Genomic DNA, 17302 nt, shown 5'->3' on the forward strand with positions numbered 1-17302 from the left:
TCCAACTACGGAGGAGAGAATGGCCAAGATTCTGATTTCCGCCAAACACGGCACCGACAATCCGACCCTGGCGACGCTGCCCTACATCGCCGCCAAGACCGCCAAGGAGCAGGGACACGATCCCGTCATCTTCTTGTGGGACGAGGCGACGGCCCTGGCTCGCCCCGGGGCGGCCGACTGCATTCAGGGGGTCAACATCAAACCGCTGAAGGAGGTGCTGGCGGCGGTGATCGCGCAGCAGATTCCTGTCTGGGTTTGCAAGGGCTGCGCCCTGGCCCGGGGGGTCGATCCGGACAATATGATTCCCAACGCCGAAATCAAAGAAATGGGGGATTTCATCCAGGCCCTGGCCGAATGCGACAAGAACGTGGAATACTGAGCCCGGCATCGCTCTGAAACGAAAAAACCCGCTGATCTTTCAGCGGGTTTTTTCATAGGACGATCTGCAGGCTCAGGGGGTGATCTTCAGGCGCTTGAACAATTCTTCGTCGCGGTAATGGACATCGGTCCAGCAGCGCGGAAGCTCCTCCCCGGAGGGGAAGCAGAGGTCGGCCTTGGTGAACTTTTCCGGATCGCCCGGTTCCTCGCCGTAGTGAAGGCGACCGATGACCTCCTTGTGCAGCGGGTTGACGAGGTCGTTGAGGCTGAGGACTTCGACCAGATGCCCGTCTTGTTTTCTTTTTAGGAACATGATGACCTCCTGTACGGTCGGTTTGTAGATTCTGTACCCCCCGATTTTAACGTCGCCGTCGGGGCTTGTCGAAACGGGTTGGTTTTCCCAAAGCCCGCATCGCTCAGTCCTGGCGCTGGCTGATGAAGGAGGCGTCGGCGTTGAAGTACAGCTTCCATTCCCCCGCGGGGGTTTCGACTTCCACTTCATAGGCGAGCGGCTCGCCTTGGGCGTTGACGACCGCCTCCGCTTCCTCGATTTCTCCGTCTGGGAAACGTTCCTTCACTTGTGTCTTGACGGCAGGCGGCAGCAGACCGGGTGACAGCTTGCGTTCATAGCCGAAAAAACTGCCGTCGGTGTGGTAGAACGCTTTTTCCTTGTGGCTGTTGCGGCGGAACTCGAACTCGTACAGCGGCTTGCCATATTCGTCGGCTTCGTATTCCACTTCCACGTCGCGCGCTGCCGGATGGGTTTTCTGAAACGCCTGCCGGACCGCTTCGGGCACCTGTTCGAGGGGGATCTCCCCTGCCTGGACATCCAATCCGAGACCACCCAGCAGCGCCGCGGTGATGAGCCATTTGCCGTTCATCGTTCCTCCTGGTGACTGTTTCGGTACGACCGATTATGGGGGCACTGCCCCGCGAACTCAAGGTGCATCCACCGTCACCGGCCAGTGGACGATATGGCGCAGCTCAAAACGTTCCCGCAGGCGGGGGATGACCGCCGCCACCCGTTCCGAGGTGTCGAAGAACTCGATGATCAACGGCAGCTGCAGAGACAGCGACAACAGGGCCGTCGTATGCAACTTGCCGGAATCGCCATAGCCGGCGACGGCGCGGATCAGAGTGACGCCGCTGACCCGTTCTTCGTCGTGGAGGAAGCGCAGCACGTCGTCGATGGGGGCTTCGCCCTCAAGGGTATAGATGCGGACCAATTGATGCTTCTGGCTCATGTGGAAGCCCTCCCTATGATGAGCCCCAGCCAGGCGGCCAGGATGCAGAGCAGGGTATTGAACAGAAAAACCGCCAGGGGCAGATTCCATGAATGGTTCAGATCATGGCCCCGTTCCAGCAGATGGAATACCAGATACAGTCCCGAGGCTAGCATGAAGACGCCCAGCAGTGAGATCAGCGCCAGGGCGCGCCCCTCCATGCCGAGCTGGCTGTGGGCGGTGGCCAGGTGAAATACGAAGCCGATCAGAAAGGCGCCGATGACGTTGAGCAGCAATTGCCCATAGGGCAGCCAGTGGCCCGGTGCCAGATGGGCGGGCAACAGCAACAGGCTGCGGCCCAGCACCACGCCCAGAGCGACGGCGCTCAAGCACAGCAGTACGCTGGCGACCGCATTGACCAGGGCGCGCCAGAACTGTCCCTGTTCGATCAAATTGAGGGTTTCCAGGGAGAAGGTGGAAAAGGTGGTGAAGGCGCCGAGAAAGCCTACCAGCAGGGCGGGACGGTAGAGGGCGGCCAGCCGCCCCACCGGCTCGGCCAGCAGCCCTTCGCTGAGCAGGCCGATGAGGAAGGAACCGATGACGTTGACCGCCAGGGTGCCATAGGGGAAATCCCGTCCCAGCCATTGATAGATCCCGGAGGATACGAGAAAGCGCAGCAGAGCGCCGGCCGCCCCGCCCATCATGATGGCGACGGCCTGCAGCGCGGTCATGGCACCAGTGACAGCAGCACCCCGGCCGCCACCGCCGAGCCGATCACCCCGGCCACGTTCGGCCCCATGGCGTGCATCAGCAGGAAGTTGTGGGGATTGCTTTCCAGCCCCACCTTGTTGGCGACCCGGGCCGCCATGGGCACCGCCGATACTCCGGCGGCGCCGATGAGGGGATTGATGGGCACCCTGCCGATCCGGTTCATCAGTTTGGCCATCAGCACTCCCGCGGCGGTACCCATGGCGAAGGCGATGGCCCCCAGGAGCAGAATCCCCAGGGTTTCCAGGCTCAGGAACGTGTCGGCCTTGAGCTTGGAGCCCACCGACAGTCCCAGGAAGATGGTGACGATGTTGATCAGTTCGTTCTGGGCGGTTTTGGCCAGTCGCTCCACCACGCCGCTCTCGCGCATCAGATTGCCGAAGGCGAACATGCCGATCAGGGGGGCGGCGGAAGGCAGCAGCAGGGCGGTGAGCACGATGAGCATGAGGGGAAACGCGATCTTCTCCCGCCGGCTGACGGGACGCAGCTGCAGCATTTCGATGCGGCGCTCCCGCTCGGTGGTCAGGGCGCGCATGATCGGTGGCTGGATCAGCGGCACCAGGGCCATGTAGGAATAGGAGGCCACGGCGATGGCACCGAGCAGCTCCGGTGCCAGGCGCGAGGCCACGTAGATCGACGTGGGGCCGTCGGCGCCGCCGATGATGGCGATGGCGGCCGCATCCCGGAGGCTGAATTCCAGCCCCGGTATCCAGTTGAGGGCGATGGCGCCGAGCAGGGTGCCGAAGATGCCGAACTGGGCCGCCGCCCCCAGAAACAGGGTGCGGGGATTGGCGAGCATGGGACCGAAGTCGGTCAGCGCCCCCACGCCCATGAAGATCAACAGCGGGAAGATGCCGGTCTTGATGCCGTAATAGAGATAGTGGAGGATGCCCCCCTCGTCGGAAATGCCGGCGATGGGGATGTTGCTGAGAATGGCGCCGAAACCGATGGGCACCAGCAGCAGCGGTTCGAAGCCTTTGCGGATGGCCAGATACAGCAGCAGCAAGCCGACGCCGATCATCAGCGCCTGGCCGCCGCTGAAGTTGGCCAGACCGGTGCTTTGCCACAGCAGTTGTAGATTTTCCATACCGGCCTCAGCTCAGGGTCAGCAGCACGTCGTCCACCGCCACGGCGTCCCCTTCCTTGACCATGACCCCTTGGACCGTGCCGCCCTGTTTGGCGCGCACCTCGGTTTCCATTTTCATGGCTTCCATGATCACCACCACGTCCCCCTCCTTGACCACGTCTCCGGGGGTGACGTTGACCTTGAGGATGGTGCCGGCCATGGGTGCGGTGACGGCGTGACTCTCTCCGCCGCTCGCCGGCGCTGCGGCTTGCGGTGTACCGGGCCGGACCGAGGTGACCTGACCGCTGGGGGCCACTTCCACGTGATAGACCTTCTGATTGACCGTCACCGTATAGCTGGCCGGACCGTCGCCGGTAGCTGCCGCTGGGGCTTTTTCCGTCTCGGTTTCGGTCTCGGGCGGGGGTTCGAAGGCGGCCGGGTTGCCCCTTTCCTGAATGAACTTCCAGCCCACCTGGGGAAACAGGGCGTAGATCAAAACGTCCTCTATCTCGTTCCCCGCCAGCTTGACGCCGTGTTCCCGAGCCAGTTTATGCAGCTCTTCGGTGAGCTTTTCCATCTCCGGGGGCAGCAGATCCGCGGGCCGGCAGGTGATGGGGCTTTTCCCCTGCAGCACCCGCTGTTGCAGTTCCTGGTTCACCGGCGCCGGGGTGGCGCCGTATTCGCCCCGCAGTAGCGCCTGAACCTCCTTGGTGATGGTCTTGTAACGCTCGCCGGAAAGGACGTTGATCACCGCCTGGGTGCCGACGATCTGGGAAGAGGGGGTGACCAGGGGGATGTAGCCCAGATCCTTGCGCACCCGGGGGATTTCTTCCAGGACTTCGTCGAGTTTGTCGGCGGCGTTCTGCTCCTTGAGCTGGTTTTCCATGTTGGTGAGCATGCCGCCGGGAACCTGGGCCACCAGGATACGGCTGTCCACGCCCTTGAGATTGCCCTCGAACCGGGCGTATTTCTTCCGTACCTCACGGAAGTAGAGGCCGATTTCCTCCACCTGCTCCAGATCCAGGCCGGTGTCGCGCGCGTGGCCCTGGAACATGGCGATCAGGGTTTCCGTGGGGCTGTGGCTGTAGGTCATGCTCATGGAGGAAACCGCGGTATCGACGTTGTCGATGCCCGCTTCGGCGGCCGCGTACAGGGTGGCGATGCTGAGGCCGGTGGTGGCGTGGCAGTGGAGGTGGAGCGGGATCTCCAGGTGCTGTTTCAGGCGGGTCACCAACTCGGTGGCCACGTGGGGGGTGAGGAGCCCCGCCATGTCCTTGATGCAGACCGAGTGGGCGCCCATGTCCTCGATGCGTCGGCCCAGGTCCACCCAGGTGTCGATGGAATGGACCGGGCTGGTGGTGTAGGACAGGGTTCCCTGGGCGTGCTTGCCGCAGGCGATCACCGCCTTGACCGCGTGCTCGATGTTGCGCAGGTCGTTGAGGGCGTCGAAGATGCGGAACACGTCCATGCCGTTGGCGGCGGCCCGTTCGACGAAGGCATCGACCACGTCGTCGGCGTAGTGGCGGTAGCCGAGCAGGTTCTGGCCCCGCAGCAGCATCTGCAGGCGGGTGTTGGGCAGCGCTTTGCGGAAGGCGCGCAGCCGTTCCCAGGGATCTTCCCCCAGGTAGCGGATGCAGGCGTCGAAAGTGGCCCCGCCCCACACTTCCAGCGACCAGAAGCCGATCTGGTCCAGTTTGGGACAGATGGGCAGCATGTCCTCCAGACGGAGGCGGGTGGCCAGCAGGGACTGGTGGGCGTCGCGCAGGACGACTTCGGTGATCCCCAGGGAATTGCTCATGGTCGGAAGGCTCCTTGTGGGTGAATTCAGCGGGAACGGTGACGATAGCGGTGCACGGCGGCGCTGATGGCGGCGATCAGCTCGTCCTCCTCGGTGGGAGGCGCCGGTTGCGGACGGGCAGAGGCCGCGGGCGCCGCTTCGGCGAAGAAGCGCTGGATGATCCAGGACATGGCGCTGACCAGAATCACCAGCAGGGTCAGGAACAGGAACACGATTCCCATCCCCAGGCCCAACAGTTCCAGACCGCTCGTGAACAGGCTCGTCATGGTTCGACCTTTGATTTTTCTTCGTGGTTGGCCTGAAAGGCAAAAACCGCATAAATCTAGCATTTCGGACGTCAAAAATACACCACGACGGCGTTGAAACCGCCGCCACCATCCCCAGATCCATACGGGATGACAACACGAAACGGAGGCGGCCATGGGTGACAACAAAGCCCCCCGATCGAACCGTTTTCTTGATAACCTGAAAAGCGTTTTGGAATCGTTGCAAGGGATCGGATCGATGCGCAAGAAACCTGAAATAGAGATCAACAAGCCGGGAAAAGGCCCGTTCTGGCAGGATCCACGCTACAACTGGATTGCCTACGTCATCCTCGCCGTTCTGCTGTTGTCGCTGATGCAGAACTTCCAACAGATGCGCGAGGTGGAGATTCCCTACAGCCAGTTCCTTCAGTACGTGGAGGCGGGCAGGGTGGACAAGGTGGTGGTCAGCGACAAGAAGATCACCGGTCTGCTCAAGCCCGAGGAGCCCGAGGGCAGGCCCCAGCCTTTTTTCACCGTGCCTCTGTGGGACGCCAACCTGACGGAGCTGCTGCAGAAGCATGGCGTCGAGTTCGTGGTCCGCCCCGAAACCACCAATTGGATCGCCTATTTCTTCTTCAGCTGGTTCCTGCCGCTGCTGTTGCTGTTTCTGCTGTGGAGCTGGATGGCCCAGCGCATGGCCGGCGGGCGCAATTTCCTCAGTCTGGGACGGCGGGCCAGGATCTATGCCGAGTCCGACGTCAAGGTCAGGTTCGACGACGTGGCCGGTTGCGAGGAGGCCAAGCAGGAGCTGAAGGAAGTGGTCGAATTTCTCAAGGACCCTAAGAAGATCCAGCGTCTTGGCGGCCGTCCGCCCAAGGGGGTGCTGCTGGTGGGGCCCCCGGGAACCGGCAAGACTCTGCTGGCGCGCGCCGTGGCCGGGGAAGCCGGGGTGCCGTTCTTCAGCATCACCGGTTCCGAGTTCGTGGAAATGTTCGTCGGGGTCGGCGCCGCCCGGGTCCGCGACCTGTTCGAGCAGGCGCGCCAGAAAGCGCCCTGCATCATCTTCATCGACGAGATCGACGCCATCGGCCGGGCGCGCGGCGCCTCGCCCGTCAGCCACGAGGAGCGCGAGCAGACCCTCAATCAGCTGCTGGCCGAGATGGACGGCTTCGATCCCACCTCCGGGGTGGTGGTGATGGCGGCCACCAACCGCCCGGAAATCCTCGACAAGGCCCTGCTGCGCCCGGGGCGTTTCGACCGCCAGATCGTGGTGGACAAGCCGGATCTGGCCGGCCGTGAGGCGATTCTCAGGATCCACACCCGGGGCAAGAAGCTGTGCCCGGACGTGGACCTGCATGTCATCGCCCTGCGCACGCCGGGTTTCGTCGGCGCCGAGCTGGAAAACGTCTGCAACGAGGCGGCGATCATCGCCGTGCGGCAGGGCCGCGACTGCATCGCCGATGTAATACCAAGAGTTTGCCTCGGGTCCGGGGCGCTGTGGGCGTGGGCCGGATCTGCAATTTAGGTTCGATTTCCTTACATCAACTCCATCTTCTAGCAGGCTCGAAATCTATGGCGATAAAAATCAAAAAAGGATTGGACCTGCCTGTCGCGGGGGAACCTGAACAGAAGATCTACGAGGATGGGGGTGCGGTCAAATCGGTTGCCGTCATCGGCCCGGATTTCATCGGCCTCCGTCCCTCGCTTCAGGTTCAGGTGGGGGACCGCGTCAAGCTGGGACAACCGCTGTTTCTGGAAAAGAAGCATCCGGAGATCAAGTTCACCGCGCCCGGCGCCGGTACCGTGACCGCCATTCACCGCGGCGCCCGCCGGGCGTTGCAGTCGGTGGTCATCGAGCTCGACGGCGACGACGAGGAAACCTTCAACGCCTATGGCGCCGACGCGCTTTCCGATCTGTCCGCCGCTCAGGTCAGGGAGAACCTGCTCAATTCCGGCCTCTGGACGCGGCTGCGTACCCGGCCTTACAGCAAGGTGCCCGTACCGGACACCGAGCCCCATTCCATCTTCGTCACCGCCATCGATACCCACCCGCTGGCGGCCGATCCTGCGGTGGTGATCGCCGAGCGGGCCGACGATTTCCGAAACGGCCTGACCGTGCTCGGTCATCTGACCGGGGGCAAGGTTTTCGTTTGCAAGTCGCCGGCGGCGGACGGTTTCCCGGCGGTGGCGTCGGAGAAGGTCGAGGTGGTGGACTTCGAGGGCCCCCATCCAGCCGGTCTGCCCGGTACCCACATTCATTTCCTGGATCCGGTGAACGCGGAAAAGACCGTCTGGTATCTGGACTACCAGGCGGTGCTCGCCATCGGCGCCCTGTTCACCACCGGCCGTCTCAACGTCGAAAAGGTCGTATCCCTGGCCGGGCCGATGGTCAAACGCCCGCGCCTGCTGCGGACCCGCGTCGGCGCCAATCTGCACGATCTGACCGCTGGGGAACTGGCGGAAGGGGAGGCCCGCATCATTTCCGGATCGGTCCTGGGTGGCCGCCGGTTGCGCGACTGGTCGGCCTGGCTGGGCGCCTACCACAACCAAATCAGCGTGATCGAGGAATATCACGAACGCGAGCTGTTCGGCTGGATCGAGATGAAAGGGTCGGACAGAAAGTTCTCGATCCTCAACGTCTTCCCGCTGCAGCGGGAAAAGCCGGAGAAGTATCGGCTGACCTCGGCCCTGTTCGGCAGCCCCCGCGCCATCGTGCCCATCGGGGTCTACGAGCGGGTGATGCCCCTCGACATTCTGCCGACCCAGCTGCTGCGGGCGCTGGTGGTGGGGGACACCGATACGGCCCAGCAGCTTGGCTGTCTGGAGTTGGATGAGGAGGATCTGGCCCTGTGCACCTTCGTCGATCCCGGCAAGCACAATTTCGGTCCGGTCCTGCGCAAGAATCTAACCCAAATCGAGAAGGAAGGCTGATGTCAAAGACACGCGAATTCCTGGACAAAATCCATCCGCTGTTCGCCAAGGGGGGGAAATACGAGAAGCTGTATCCACTGTACGAGATGGTGGATACCTTCCTGTATTCGCCGGCGGACACCGCGCCCGACCCGGTCCACGTGCGCGACGCCATCGATCTCAAGCGAGTCATGGTGTACGTCTGGCTGGCGACATTCCCGGCTATCTTCATCGCCTGTTACAATACCGGCTATCAGGCCAACCAGGCGATGCAGGCCATGGGACTGGAAACCATCGCCAACTGGCGCGGGCCGATCATGGACATTTTCGGCTACAACCCCTCCAATCCGCTGTCGTGCTTCCTGCACGGGGCGCTGTACTTCTTCCCGGTCTATATCGTGACCTTCGTGGTCGGCGGCTTGTGGGAGGTGCTGTTTGCGGTGGTGCGCAAGCACGACATCAACGAGGGCTTCTTCGTCACCTCGATTCTGTTCTCCCTGTCGCTGCCGCCGTCGATTCCGTTGTGGATGGTGGCGCTCGGGATCACCTTCGGGGTGGTGCTGGGCAAGGAAGTGTTCGGCGGCACCGGCAAGAACTTCCTCAACCCGGCCCTTACCGGCCGCGCCTTCCTGTTCTTCGCCTATCCGGCCTTCATGAGCGGGGATGGGGTGTGGGTCGCGGTGGACGGCTACAGCGCCGCCACGCCGTTGGCCCTCGGCGCCGCCGGTGGCTTGCCGGCGATTCAGGAAGCCGGCTATTCCTGGGGGCAAACCTTCTTCGGCTTCATGCCCGGCTCCATGGGGGAAACCTCGGTGATCGCGATTCTGCTGGGGGCGGCGTTCCTGCTCTACACCGGCGTCGCCAACTATCGCATCATGGCCGGCGTGCTGATCGGCGTCATCGCCACCGCGTTGCTGTTCAACGTGGTCGGCAGCGATACCAACCCCATGTTCGGCCTGCCGTGGTACTGGCATCTGACCCTGGGCGGTCTGATGTTCGGCCTGGTGTTCATGGCCACCGATCCGGTCAGTGCGGCGATGACCAATACCGGCCGCTGGATCTTCGGGATTCTCATCGGCGTCATGGTGGTGTTGATCCGCGTGGTCAATCCGGCCTTCCCCGAAGGGACCATGCTGGCGATCCTGTTCGCCAACATCTTCGCACCGCTGATCGACTACTTCGTGGTTCAAGCCAACATTAGAAGAAGGGCCAAACGTTATGTCTGAGAACACTCAAGCTACCAGCCAACTGGCGGAAAAATGGCAGGTCTGGCGGGCGAAGGCCGAGGCCTATTACCAGCGGCTCCTGTCCCTGCCCAACGACAGTTTCGAAAAAACCCTGGCGGTCGCTTTCTGGCTGTGTCTGATTTGTGCCGTGGTGGTCTCCTTCGCCGCCGTGGCCCTCAAGCCGCTGCAGGAAGCCAACAAGGCCGCTGACATGAAGCGCAACATCCTCGAAGTCGTCGGCCTCTACGAGCCGGGTATGGATGTCGATGAGGCCTTCAAGCAGTTCGAAATCAAGGTGGTGGATCTCAATCGCGGCGATTTCGCCGAGGATGTCGATCCCGACACCTACGACATGCGCAAGGCCGCCCGAGACCCGAAACTGAGCGAGCCGGTTCCCAAGGAGCGGGACATCGCCCAGATCAAGCGCAAGCCCAAATACGCCACGGTCTATCTGCTCAAGGACGAAAACGGCGAGCTGAAGGCGATCGTGCTGCCGGTCTGGGGTTACGGGCTCTGGTCCACCATGTATGGTTTCCTGGCCCTGGAGCCGGATTGCAACACCGTCATCGGCATCAATTTCTACGATCAGGGGGAGACGCCGGGTCTCGGTGGCGAAGTGGTCAATCCCGCCTGGCGCGCCCTGTGGAAAGGCAAGAAGGTTTACGACGAAAACGGCCAGCCGGTGCTGCGCCTGGTGAAGGGTAACGTCAGTCCCGACCAGCCCGGCGCCGAATACATGGTGGACGCCCTGGCCGGCGCGACCCTCACCAGCAACGGGGTCAGCAATCTGATCCGTTTCTGGCTCGGGGAGGACGGCTACAAGCCGTTCCTGGACAAATTCTGCGGCAAGCTTTGAGGAGAACAGCCATGAGTGACGAAATTCAGGCAGTGGAACAGGAAGAATTCGATTTCGAGAAAGTCAAGCCGGTCCTGGTGGAGCCGCTGGTGGACAACAACCCCATCATCATGCAGGTGCTGGGGATCTGTTCCGCCCTGGCGGTTACCTCTCAGCTTTCGACCGCGCTGATCATGAGCATCGCCCTCACTTCGGTGGTGGCCTGCTCCAACACTGCGATTTCGCTGATCCGCAACCACATCCCGTCGAGTATCCGCATCATCGTGCAGATGACCATCATCGCCTCGCTGGTGATCGTGGTGGACCAGATCCTCAAGGCGGTGGCCTACGACATCAGCAAGCAGCTGTCGGTGTTCGTCGGTCTGATCATCACCAACTGCATCGTCATGGGCCGGGCCGAGGCCTACGCGATGCAGAACCCGCCGCTGGCGAGCTTCTTCGACGGCCTCGGGAACGGCCTGGGTTATAGCCTGATCCTGGTCACCGTCGCCACCATCCGCGAACTGTTCGGCGCCGGCAGTCTGTTGGGTAGGGAGATCCTGCCGCTGGTGAAGAACGGCGGTTGGTACGAGCCCAACGGCCTGCTGCTGTTGCCGCCGAGCGCCTTCTTCATCATCGGTCTGCTCATCTGGGCGGTGCGGAGCTGGAAGCCGCAGCAGGTGGAAGCGCCTGAATTCAAGATCATGCCGGCACACGGGGAGGTGGCGTGATGGAAGGTCTGATCAGTCTGTTCGTCAAATCGGTCTTCATCGAAAACCTAGCCCTGGCGTTCTTCCTGGGGATGTGCACCTTCCTGGCGGTGTCCAAGCGCATCGCCACCGCCATCGGCCTGGGGATCGCGGTGATGGTGGTGCAGACCCTGACCGTGCCGGCCAACCATCTGATTCATGCCTACCTCCTCAAGGAAGGGGCGCTTTCCTGGGCAGGGCTTCCCGACGTGGATCTGAGCTTTCTGGTCTATCTGGCCAGCATCGGCGTGATCGCCGCCATCGTCCAGATTCTGGAGATGGTGCTCGACCGCTTCTTCCCGGCCCTTTACAACGCCCTGGGGATTTTCCTGCCCCTGATCACGGTGAACTGCGCCATCCTCGGCGGCAGCTTGTTCATGATCGAGCGGGAGTACAACCTGGCCGAGAGTGTGGTATACGGATTCGGCAGCGGTTTCGGCTGGGCGCTGGCGATCACCGCCATGGCCGGTATTCGGGAGAAGCTGAAATACAGCGACATCCCCGCCGGATTGCAGGGATTGGGGATCACCTTCATCACCGCAGGGCTCATGTCGCTCGGCTTCATGGCCTTCTCGGGAATTCAGCTCTAAATTTAGGGAAAAGACAACATGTTGGAGATCATCTTAGGCGTATTCTTCTTCACCGTCATCGTGCTGGCGCTGGTGATGGTGATTCTCGAAGCCAAGAAGCATCTTGTGCCCCAGGGGGATGTGGAGATCGTCATCAACGACGAGAAGACGGTCAAGGCGCCCGTGGGCAGCAAGCTGCTGATGGCCCTGGCCGATGCCGGTCTGTTCGTGCCGTCGGCCTGCGGTGGCGGTGGTACCTGCGGCCAGTGCCGGGTCAAAGTGTTGGAAGGCGGTGGCGATCTGCTTCCTACCGAGGCCAGTCACATCACCAAACGCGAGGCCCGCGAAGGCGAGCGTCTGTCGTGCCAGGTGACGGTCAAACAGCCCATGAAGATCGAGGTGCCGAAGGAGGTCTTCGGGGTCAAGAAGTGGGAATGCACCGTGCGTTCCAACAAGAACGTGGCTTCCTTCATCAAGGAACTGATCCTCGATCTGCCGGAAGGGGAAACCATCGACTTCCGCGCCGGCGGTTACATCCAGATCGAATGCCCGCCGTATCACGTCAAGTTCTCCGAGTTCGACATCGACGAGGAATATCGCGAGGACTGGGACAAGTACGATCTGTGGAAGCTGGAGTCCAAGGTGGACGAGCCGGTGGTACGGGCCTACTCCATGGCCAACTTCCCGCTGGAGAACGACATCGTCATGCTCAACGTGCGTATCGCCACCCCGCCGCCGGGCCTGGACGTGCCGCCGGGCAAGATGTCGTCCTACATCTTCAGCCTCAAGCCGGGAGACAAGGTCACCATCTCCGGGCCGTTCGGCGAGTTCTTCGCCCGCGACACCGACAACGAGATGGTCTTCGTCGGCGGCGGGGCCGGGATGGCGCCGATGCGTTCGCACATCTTCGACCAGCTCATCCGTCTCAAGTCCAAGCGCAAGATGACCTTCTGGTACGGCGCCCGCAGCTTGCGCGAAGCCTTCTACGTCGACCACTTCAACAAGCTCCAGGAAGAGCACGACAACTTCAAGTGGTTCCTGGCGCTGTCGGAACCGAAGCCGGAGGACAATTGGACCAGCTACACCGGCTTCATTCACGAAGTGCTGTATGAAAACTATCTGAAAGATCATCCGGCCCCGGAAGACTGCGAGTACTATCTCTGCGGTCCGCCGGTGATGAACGCCGCGGTGATCAAGATGCTGACCGATCTCGGGGTCGAACGGGAAAACATCCTCCTGGACGACTTCGGAGGCTGATCCGGCCATGGTCGGACATCGCTTGCGGGGAGCCTTCGGGCTCCTCGTTTTGTTTCTGCTGGCCGCCTGCCAGCCGGCGCCGCCCAAAGCCCAGTTCGAACAGCGCGGCCTGGTGATGGGGACCACCTTCTCCATCAAGGTCACCCGGCTGCCGGAAGGGGTCGATCCCGAGGCGTTGCGCCGGGGGCTGGAGCGGGTGTTGACCGAAGTGGACGCCACCATGTCCACTTACCGGCAGGACTCGCCTTTGTCACGTTTCAATCGCAGCACTCGTACCGATTGGCAGCCCGTGCCGCCGGCGTTGGCCCAAGTGGTGGCCGAAGCGCTGCGGATCAGCCGCTGGAGCGACGGGGCCTTCGACATCACCGTGGGGCCGTTGGTGAACCTGTGGGGCTTCGGTCCCGATCCGCGCCGCCAGGCACCGCCGCCGGTGCAGGCCATTGCGGCCGCCAAAGCCAGGATCGGTCATGACAAGCTGGAAGTCCGCCTCGATCCGCCGGCGCTGCGCAAGCGCATCCCTGATCTCTATGTGGACCTTTCCGGCATCGCCAAGGGTTTTGCGGTCGATCAGGCAGCCGTCTATCTGGAAAGCCAGGGAATTTCCGATTACATGGTCGAAATCGGCGGCGAGGTGCGCCTCAAAGGCGAAAGCCCCCGGGGCGGTCCCTGGCGCATCGCCATCGAAAAGCCGGTACCCAAGGTGCGGGAGATCGAAAAGGTCCTCAGTTTGACCGACATTGCTTTAGCCACTTCCGGCGATTACCGCAACTATTTCGAGGTCGGCGGGAAGCGCTTCTCCCACACCATCGATCCGCGCACCGGCCATCCCATCGCCCACCGTCTGGTGTCGGTGACGGTGTTGCGTCATACTACGATGGAAGCCGACGCTCTGGCCACTGCCTTCATGGTATTGGGGCCGGAGGCAGGTTTCGCCAAGGCCGAAGCCGAGAACATGGCCGTGCTGTTCATCGTCAAAGAGGACGACGGTTTCGTGGAACGGCCCACGTCGGCCTTTCGCCAATTCATAGGAGGAGGTGCATCATGATGACCCTGTTTCTCGTCACGTTCGCCGTCATCGCCGTCATCGTCGGCATCATGGCCATCGGGGTGATGTTCGGCCGTCCGGCCATCAAGGGCAGCTGCGGCGGCGTCGGCGGTGGAGAGTGCCTGTGCGCCCAGGGCAGGAAAGGCTGCGATGCCGGTCTGCCTGAGGATGCCAAAAAAGACCAGCTAGAGACTTGAGAGGAGGGCTGTCATGTTGAGGAATATCGCCGTCCGCGACTACATGGCCACCAATCTGGTGACCTTCACCCCGGAGACCGGCGTCTTTGACGCCATCCGCCAACTGCTAAAGCACAAGATCACCGGTGCCCCGGTACTGGAAAACGGCCGACTGGTCGGTTCGTTTTCCGAAATGGACTGCCTGCATGTGGTGCTGGACGCCGCCTATCACGAGCAGATGGCCGGCAAGGTGGGCGAATACATGAACAAGAACCTGGTCACCGTCGGCCCCGACGACAGCATCATCGAGGTGGCCGAGCGCTTTCAGAAGGCGCTGCTGCGGCATTTCCCGGTGGTGGAAGACGGCAAACTGATCGGTCTGATCAGCCGGGTGGACGTGCTGCGGGCCCTGGTCAGTATGTACTGAGCGGCGGGGGCTGACCCATCAATTCGCCGCCGCCCAGGCCCGTTTGGCCTGCCAGCGCTTCCAGGTGCTCCAAAGCAGCACCAGGACGGTCAATGCCAGCGGCCCCCCCAGAATGTTGACCAGTTTCAGCCGGGTGCCCAGGGATTCGATTTCCTGATTGTACTGGTGCTGCAGCTGCCTAAGTTCCTTGCGGATTTTCAGCCTTTCCCGCTGGAACTGGGCGATGGCCTGTTGTCTGGCCGCATCCAGGGGTGCGTTCTTGCCTTCGGCCGTTTTCATTTGTGCCAGTTTGGCCTCGGTTTGCTGCAGCTGCTGCTGCAGTTCTTCCACTTTGGCTTGGAACTGGCGTTGGGCCTTGGCGCGCAACCGTTCCACCACTGTAAAAGGGCGCTCGTAACGGCCGCGGCCGCGGATGCCGATGAGATCCGGATTGCCGGTCAGATGGTCGATGGCGTTGATGAGAAAGATGCCGTTGTCGGCGAAGGGCACCACGCTGCGGTTGCCGTCGGGGCCAGTTTCGATCCGGGCCCACAGGCGGTTGGCGAGCAGATCGGTGTCGCCCACCACGATCAGATGTGCCGGGGTGGTGCCGGTCTTGACCGGTTGCCCGGAAACGCCTTCCGGCGCCTCATGAAAGGCGCTTTTCAGCCTGCCGTCGATGCGGGCCGCCAGCACGAACGGCTTGCCGCCGGGCTTGAAAGCCTCCATCAGCATGTTGGGATCGAACAGATAGTCCAGGGCGGCGGCGGGAATCAGCATCGACTCGGGGCTGGAGTGGAGCAGGGGGGTGAAGGCGATGTCGGCTTCCGGCAAACGGCGCAGGGCCCCGGCGGAGGACAACACCAGTTTGTCCAGATGGGCGAGGGTGGGGTCGTCGGCCAGCGCTTCTCGGTCCAGGGTCAGCAGCCCTAAGTGACGCGCCGGTTTGCCTCCCCCCACGGTGACTCGGGAGGCATAGCGGTCGTCGCCGACGAAGCCCTTCGACGTATGCTCGAAACCCCAGGCTCGGAACAGCGGGTTGAGGTCCGAGGACTTGACCCGCCCCGGCTGTACGAAGGCCGGCGGGCCGTCCAGCTCCGCGTAAGGATCGACGAAGATCAGCGCTCGCCCGCCCTTGACCACGTACTGATCGACGGCATACAAGGTCCTGGGATGGAAACCTTTGGGGTGGATCAGGAGCAGCAGCTCGGTGCCAGCGGGAATCTGCTCGAAGTCCTTGGGCAGCCAGGTGACGTCGTAGAAGCGGCTGAGGGACTCCAGCGCCACCCACGGCGGCTGGGGCTGGCGGTTGAAGGGATTGATGCCGCCGCGCACCAAAAGGTCCGGCTCGGCGTAGATGGCCAGGCGCGGGCGGTGGTCGCGGTCGAGTTCGACCAAAAGCTCGCTGACGTCGTACTCGAGCCAGTTTTCCCGCTCGCGCTTGAAGAAGGGGATGACCGCGGTTTTGTCGCCGCGCACCGCCGCCAGGCCGAAATAGACCGGCGGGCTGCCGGGGGTCAGCGCCGCGCCGCGCAGCCCGCGGGCCACCGCCTGGTCCTCTTCCTCCGAGAAGGGCTGCGGGTCGATGACCTTCAGGGTGATGCGGCCGTCGCCGAGGCGTCGGTACTCCACCAGCAGGGCCCGCACCCGGCGGGCGTAATCGCGCAGCAGCGGCATGTCGCGGCTGGCGCGGTCGGAGAAATAGAATTCGAAAGTCACCGGCCCCTTCAGACCCTGGACGATGTGGCGGGTGCCGGGCGACAGGGTGTAGAGCTTGTCTTCGGTCAGATCCAGGCGCCAGTCCGGCAGTTGCGCCAGAGCGGCAAGACCGGCGAGGACTCCCAGGGCGAGCAGTAACAGGATGAGCGGTCGGCGCATCGATTCAGCCCTTCTTCTGTTCAATGACCAGCGCACAGGCGGTGAGCCAGGCGGCGATCATCACGGTGAAAAACAGGATGTCCTTGAGGTCGAGGACGCCGCGGCTGATGGCGTGGAAGTGGGTCAGGAAGCTCAGGGAAGCGATGCCGTCCACCAGCCAGCCGGGCGCCCAGCGGTAGAAGGCATCGAGCACCACCGGCGAGCCAGCGGCGGTGAAGGTGAAACACACCACCACGGTGAGGATGAAGGCGATCACCTGATTGATCGTCGCCGCCGACAGGCACTCGCCGATGGCCAGATAGGCGCCGGCCATCAGCCAGCTGCCCAGGTAGGCGGCCAGGATGACGCCGTTGTCGGGATCTCCCAGCCAGTTGACCGTGAGCCATAGCGGGAAGGTCAGTCCCAGGGCCAGGGCGGTGAAGCCCCAGGCGGCGAAGAACTTGCCGAACACCGCATCGCGCAGCCGCACCGGCAGGGTCAGCAGCAGCTCGATGGTGCCGCTCTTGCGCTCCTCGGCCCACAGGCGCATGGATACCGCCGGGATCAGGAACAGGTACAGCCACGGATGATAGTCGAAGAACGGCTGCAGATCTGCCTGCCCCCGCTCGTAGAACCCTCCCAGGTAGAAGGTGAACACCCCGCTGAGGATCAGGAACATCACCAGGAACACGTAGGCCAGCGGGGTGGCGAAATAACTGGCCAGTTCACGGCGGCAGATGATCCAGATCATATTCTTACTTATAATGACAATGATCGAAATATCTTATCAGGTA

General features: G+C 62.6%; 19 protein-coding genes and 1 pseudogene. 11 read left to right on the forward strand and 9 right to left on the reverse strand.

From position 1 onward, the window contains the following. Positions 1 to 19: 19 nt before the first annotated feature. Positions 20 to 379 carry a DsrE family protein gene (locus MIN45_RS09230; RefSeq protein WP_286291724.1) on the forward strand — a complete coding sequence of 120 codons (360 nt, stop codon included), beginning with the start codon at positions 20 to 22 and terminating at the stop codon, positions 377 to 379. A gap of 72 nt (positions 380 to 451) precedes the next feature. On the opposite strand, the gene MIN45_RS09235 is transcribed toward MIN45_RS09230, so the two are convergent. The 7 genes from MIN45_RS09235 to MIN45_RS09265 all read right to left on the reverse strand — a co-directional run bounded on the left by MIN45_RS09235 (position 452) and on the right by MIN45_RS09265 (position 5499). Beyond that, positions 452 to 691: an acetyltransferase gene (locus MIN45_RS09235; RefSeq protein ID WP_286291725.1), complete on the reverse strand. Its 240-nt coding sequence runs from the start codon at positions 689 to 691 to the stop codon at positions 452 to 454. 103 nt (positions 692 to 794) lie between these two features. Beyond that, positions 795 to 1259 carry a PepSY-like domain-containing protein gene (locus tag MIN45_RS09240; protein ID WP_286291726.1) on the reverse strand — a complete coding sequence of 155 codons (465 nt, stop codon included), beginning with the start codon at positions 1257 to 1259 and terminating at the stop codon, positions 795 to 797. Between the two features lie 57 nt (positions 1260 to 1316). Next, positions 1317 to 1622 carry a DUF190 domain-containing protein gene (locus tag MIN45_RS09245; RefSeq protein ID WP_286291727.1) on the reverse strand — a complete coding sequence of 102 codons (306 nt, stop codon included), beginning with the start codon at positions 1620 to 1622 and terminating at the stop codon, positions 1317 to 1319. Next, positions 1619 to 2332 carry a fluoride efflux transporter CrcB gene (crcB, locus tag MIN45_RS09250; RefSeq protein WP_286291728.1) on the reverse strand — a complete coding sequence of 238 codons (714 nt, stop codon included), beginning with the start codon at positions 2330 to 2332 and terminating at the stop codon, positions 1619 to 1621. Before crcB ends, MIN45_RS09245 begins: the two co-directional genes overlap by 4 nt. After that, positions 2329 to 3456 (reverse strand): sodium ion-translocating decarboxylase subunit beta, encoded by a 1128-nt coding sequence (locus MIN45_RS09255; RefSeq protein ID WP_286291729.1) that lies wholly within the window; start codon positions 3454 to 3456, stop codon positions 2329 to 2331. Before MIN45_RS09255 ends, crcB begins: the two co-directional genes overlap by 4 nt. 7 nt (positions 3457 to 3463) lie before the next feature. Continuing rightward, a complete protein-coding gene (gene oadA, locus MIN45_RS09260) occupies positions 3464 to 5233 on the reverse strand; it encodes a sodium-extruding oxaloacetate decarboxylase subunit alpha (RefSeq protein ID WP_286291730.1) in 1770 nt (589 codons plus the stop codon). A gap of 26 nt (positions 5234 to 5259) precedes the next feature. Further along, on the reverse strand, positions 5260 to 5499 hold the full coding sequence (locus MIN45_RS09265) for an OadG family protein (RefSeq protein WP_286291732.1): 240 nt from the start codon (positions 5497 to 5499) through the stop codon (positions 5260 to 5262). A gap of 238 nt (positions 5500 to 5737) precedes the next feature. On the opposite strand from MIN45_RS09265, the pseudogene MIN45_RS09270 reads away from it, so the two are divergent. The 10 genes and pseudogenes from MIN45_RS09270 to MIN45_RS09315 form a co-directional block, all read left to right on the forward strand. After that, positions 5738 to 6934, forward strand: a pseudogene (locus MIN45_RS09270) (ATP-dependent metallopeptidase FtsH/Yme1/Tma family protein); the annotation flags it as partial. Positions 6935 to 7050: 116 nt separating this feature from the next. Then, a complete protein-coding gene (locus MIN45_RS09275) occupies positions 7051 to 8409 on the forward strand; it encodes a Na(+)-translocating NADH-quinone reductase subunit A (protein WP_286291733.1) in 1359 nt (452 codons plus the stop codon). After that, a complete protein-coding gene (locus MIN45_RS09280) occupies positions 8409 to 9614 on the forward strand; it encodes an NADH:ubiquinone reductase (Na(+)-transporting) subunit B (RefSeq protein ID WP_286291734.1) in 1206 nt (401 codons plus the stop codon). The genes MIN45_RS09275 and MIN45_RS09280 overlap by 1 nt, the downstream gene beginning before the upstream one ends. After that, positions 9607 to 10470, forward strand: a complete 864-nt coding sequence (locus MIN45_RS09285) for a Na(+)-translocating NADH-quinone reductase subunit C (RefSeq protein WP_286291735.1) — start codon at positions 9607 to 9609, stop codon at positions 10468 to 10470. Before MIN45_RS09280 ends, MIN45_RS09285 begins: the two co-directional genes overlap by 8 nt. A gap of 11 nt (positions 10471 to 10481) precedes the next feature. Next, positions 10482 to 11180, forward strand: a complete 699-nt coding sequence (locus MIN45_RS09290) for an NADH:ubiquinone reductase (Na(+)-transporting) subunit D (RefSeq protein WP_286291736.1) — start codon at positions 10482 to 10484, stop codon at positions 11178 to 11180. Next, on the forward strand, positions 11180 to 11788 hold the full coding sequence (nqrE, locus tag MIN45_RS09295) for an NADH:ubiquinone reductase (Na(+)-transporting) subunit E (RefSeq protein ID WP_286291737.1): 609 nt from the start codon (positions 11180 to 11182) through the stop codon (positions 11786 to 11788). Before MIN45_RS09290 ends, nqrE begins: the two co-directional genes overlap by 1 nt. A gap of 18 nt (positions 11789 to 11806) precedes the next feature. After that, complete coding sequence (gene nqrF / locus MIN45_RS09300; protein ID WP_286291738.1) at positions 11807 to 13024, forward strand: NADH:ubiquinone reductase (Na(+)-transporting) subunit F; 1218 nt, start codon at positions 11807 to 11809, stop codon at positions 13022 to 13024. A 7-nt stretch (positions 13025 to 13031) separates the two neighbouring features. Beyond that, a complete protein-coding gene (locus MIN45_RS09305; protein ID WP_286291739.1) occupies positions 13032 to 14069 on the forward strand; it encodes an FAD:protein FMN transferase in 1038 nt (345 codons plus the stop codon). Next, positions 14066 to 14266, forward strand: a complete 201-nt coding sequence (locus tag MIN45_RS09310) for a DUF539 domain-containing protein (RefSeq protein ID WP_422732657.1) — start codon at positions 14066 to 14068, stop codon at positions 14264 to 14266. Before MIN45_RS09305 ends, MIN45_RS09310 begins: the two co-directional genes overlap by 4 nt. Positions 14267 to 14279: 13 nt before the next feature. After that, entirely contained in the window at positions 14280 to 14672 is a 393-nt protein-coding gene (locus tag MIN45_RS09315) for a CBS domain-containing protein (RefSeq protein WP_286291740.1), read from the forward strand. Positions 14673 to 14690: 18 nt separating this feature from the next. Here the strand turns inward: MIN45_RS09315 and MIN45_RS09320 are convergent, their stop codons facing one another. Both MIN45_RS09320 and MIN45_RS09325 read right to left on the reverse strand, forming a co-directional pair. Next, positions 14691 to 16529, reverse strand: a complete 1839-nt coding sequence (locus MIN45_RS09320) for a GldG family protein (RefSeq protein WP_286291741.1) — start codon at positions 16527 to 16529, stop codon at positions 14691 to 14693. A 4-nt stretch (positions 16530 to 16533) separates the two neighbouring features. After that, positions 16534 to 17259: an ABC transporter permease subunit gene (locus tag MIN45_RS09325; protein ID WP_286291742.1), complete on the reverse strand. Its 726-nt coding sequence runs from the start codon at positions 17257 to 17259 to the stop codon at positions 16534 to 16536. Positions 17260 to 17302: the final 43 nt, after the last annotated feature.

Origin of the sequence: Methylomarinovum tepidoasis, from assembly GCF_030294985.1 — a bacterium.
Lineage (GTDB): Bacteria > Pseudomonadota > Gammaproteobacteria > Methylococcales > Methylothermaceae > Methylohalobius > Methylohalobius tepidoasis.

Bases quoted from the DNA above. Each gene is read 5' to 3' on its own strand.
- MIN45_RS09230 (WP_286291724.1), top strand. From the start codon at position 20: ATGGCCAAGATTCTGATTTCCGCCAAACACGGCACCGACAATCCGACC.
- MIN45_RS09235 (WP_286291725.1), bottom strand. From the start codon at position 691: ATGTTCCTAAAAAGAAAACAAGACGGGCATCTGGTCGAAGTCCTCAGC.
- MIN45_RS09240 (WP_286291726.1), bottom strand. From the start codon at position 1,259: ATGAACGGCAAATGGCTCATCACCGCGGCGCTGCTGGGTGGTCTCGGA.
- MIN45_RS09245 (WP_286291727.1), bottom strand. From the start codon at position 1,622: ATGAGCCAGAAGCATCAATTGGTCCGCATCTATACCCTTGAGGGCGAA.
- crcB (WP_286291728.1), bottom strand. From the start codon at position 2,332: ATGACCGCGCTGCAGGCCGTCGCCATCATGATGGGCGGGGCGGCCGGC.
- MIN45_RS09255 (WP_286291729.1), bottom strand. From the start codon at position 3,456: ATGGAAAATCTACAACTGCTGTGGCAAAGCACCGGTCTGGCCAACTTC.
- oadA (WP_286291730.1), bottom strand. From the start codon at position 5,233: ATGAGCAATTCCCTGGGGATCACCGAAGTCGTCCTGCGCGACGCCCAC.
- MIN45_RS09265 (WP_286291732.1), bottom strand. From the start codon at position 5,499: ATGACGAGCCTGTTCACGAGCGGTCTGGAACTGTTGGGCCTGGGGATG.
- MIN45_RS09275 (WP_286291733.1), top strand. From the start codon at position 7,051: ATGGCGATAAAAATCAAAAAAGGATTGGACCTGCCTGTCGCGGGGGAA.
- MIN45_RS09280 (WP_286291734.1), top strand. From the start codon at position 8,409: ATGTCAAAGACACGCGAATTCCTGGACAAAATCCATCCGCTGTTCGCC.
- MIN45_RS09285 (WP_286291735.1), top strand. From the start codon at position 9,607: ATGTCTGAGAACACTCAAGCTACCAGCCAACTGGCGGAAAAATGGCAG.
- MIN45_RS09290 (WP_286291736.1), top strand. From the start codon at position 10,482: ATGAGTGACGAAATTCAGGCAGTGGAACAGGAAGAATTCGATTTCGAG.
- nqrE (WP_286291737.1), top strand. From the start codon at position 11,180: ATGGAAGGTCTGATCAGTCTGTTCGTCAAATCGGTCTTCATCGAAAAC.
- nqrF (WP_286291738.1), top strand. From the start codon at position 11,807: ATGTTGGAGATCATCTTAGGCGTATTCTTCTTCACCGTCATCGTGCTG.
- MIN45_RS09305 (WP_286291739.1), top strand. From the start codon at position 13,032: ATGGTCGGACATCGCTTGCGGGGAGCCTTCGGGCTCCTCGTTTTGTTT.
- MIN45_RS09310 (WP_422732657.1), top strand. From the start codon at position 14,066: ATGATGACCCTGTTTCTCGTCACGTTCGCCGTCATCGCCGTCATCGTC.
- MIN45_RS09315 (WP_286291740.1), top strand. From the start codon at position 14,280: ATGTTGAGGAATATCGCCGTCCGCGACTACATGGCCACCAATCTGGTG.
- MIN45_RS09320 (WP_286291741.1), bottom strand. From the start codon at position 16,529: ATGCGCCGACCGCTCATCCTGTTACTGCTCGCCCTGGGAGTCCTCGCC.
- MIN45_RS09325 (WP_286291742.1), bottom strand. From the start codon at position 17,259: ATGATCTGGATCATCTGCCGCCGTGAACTGGCCAGTTATTTCGCCACC.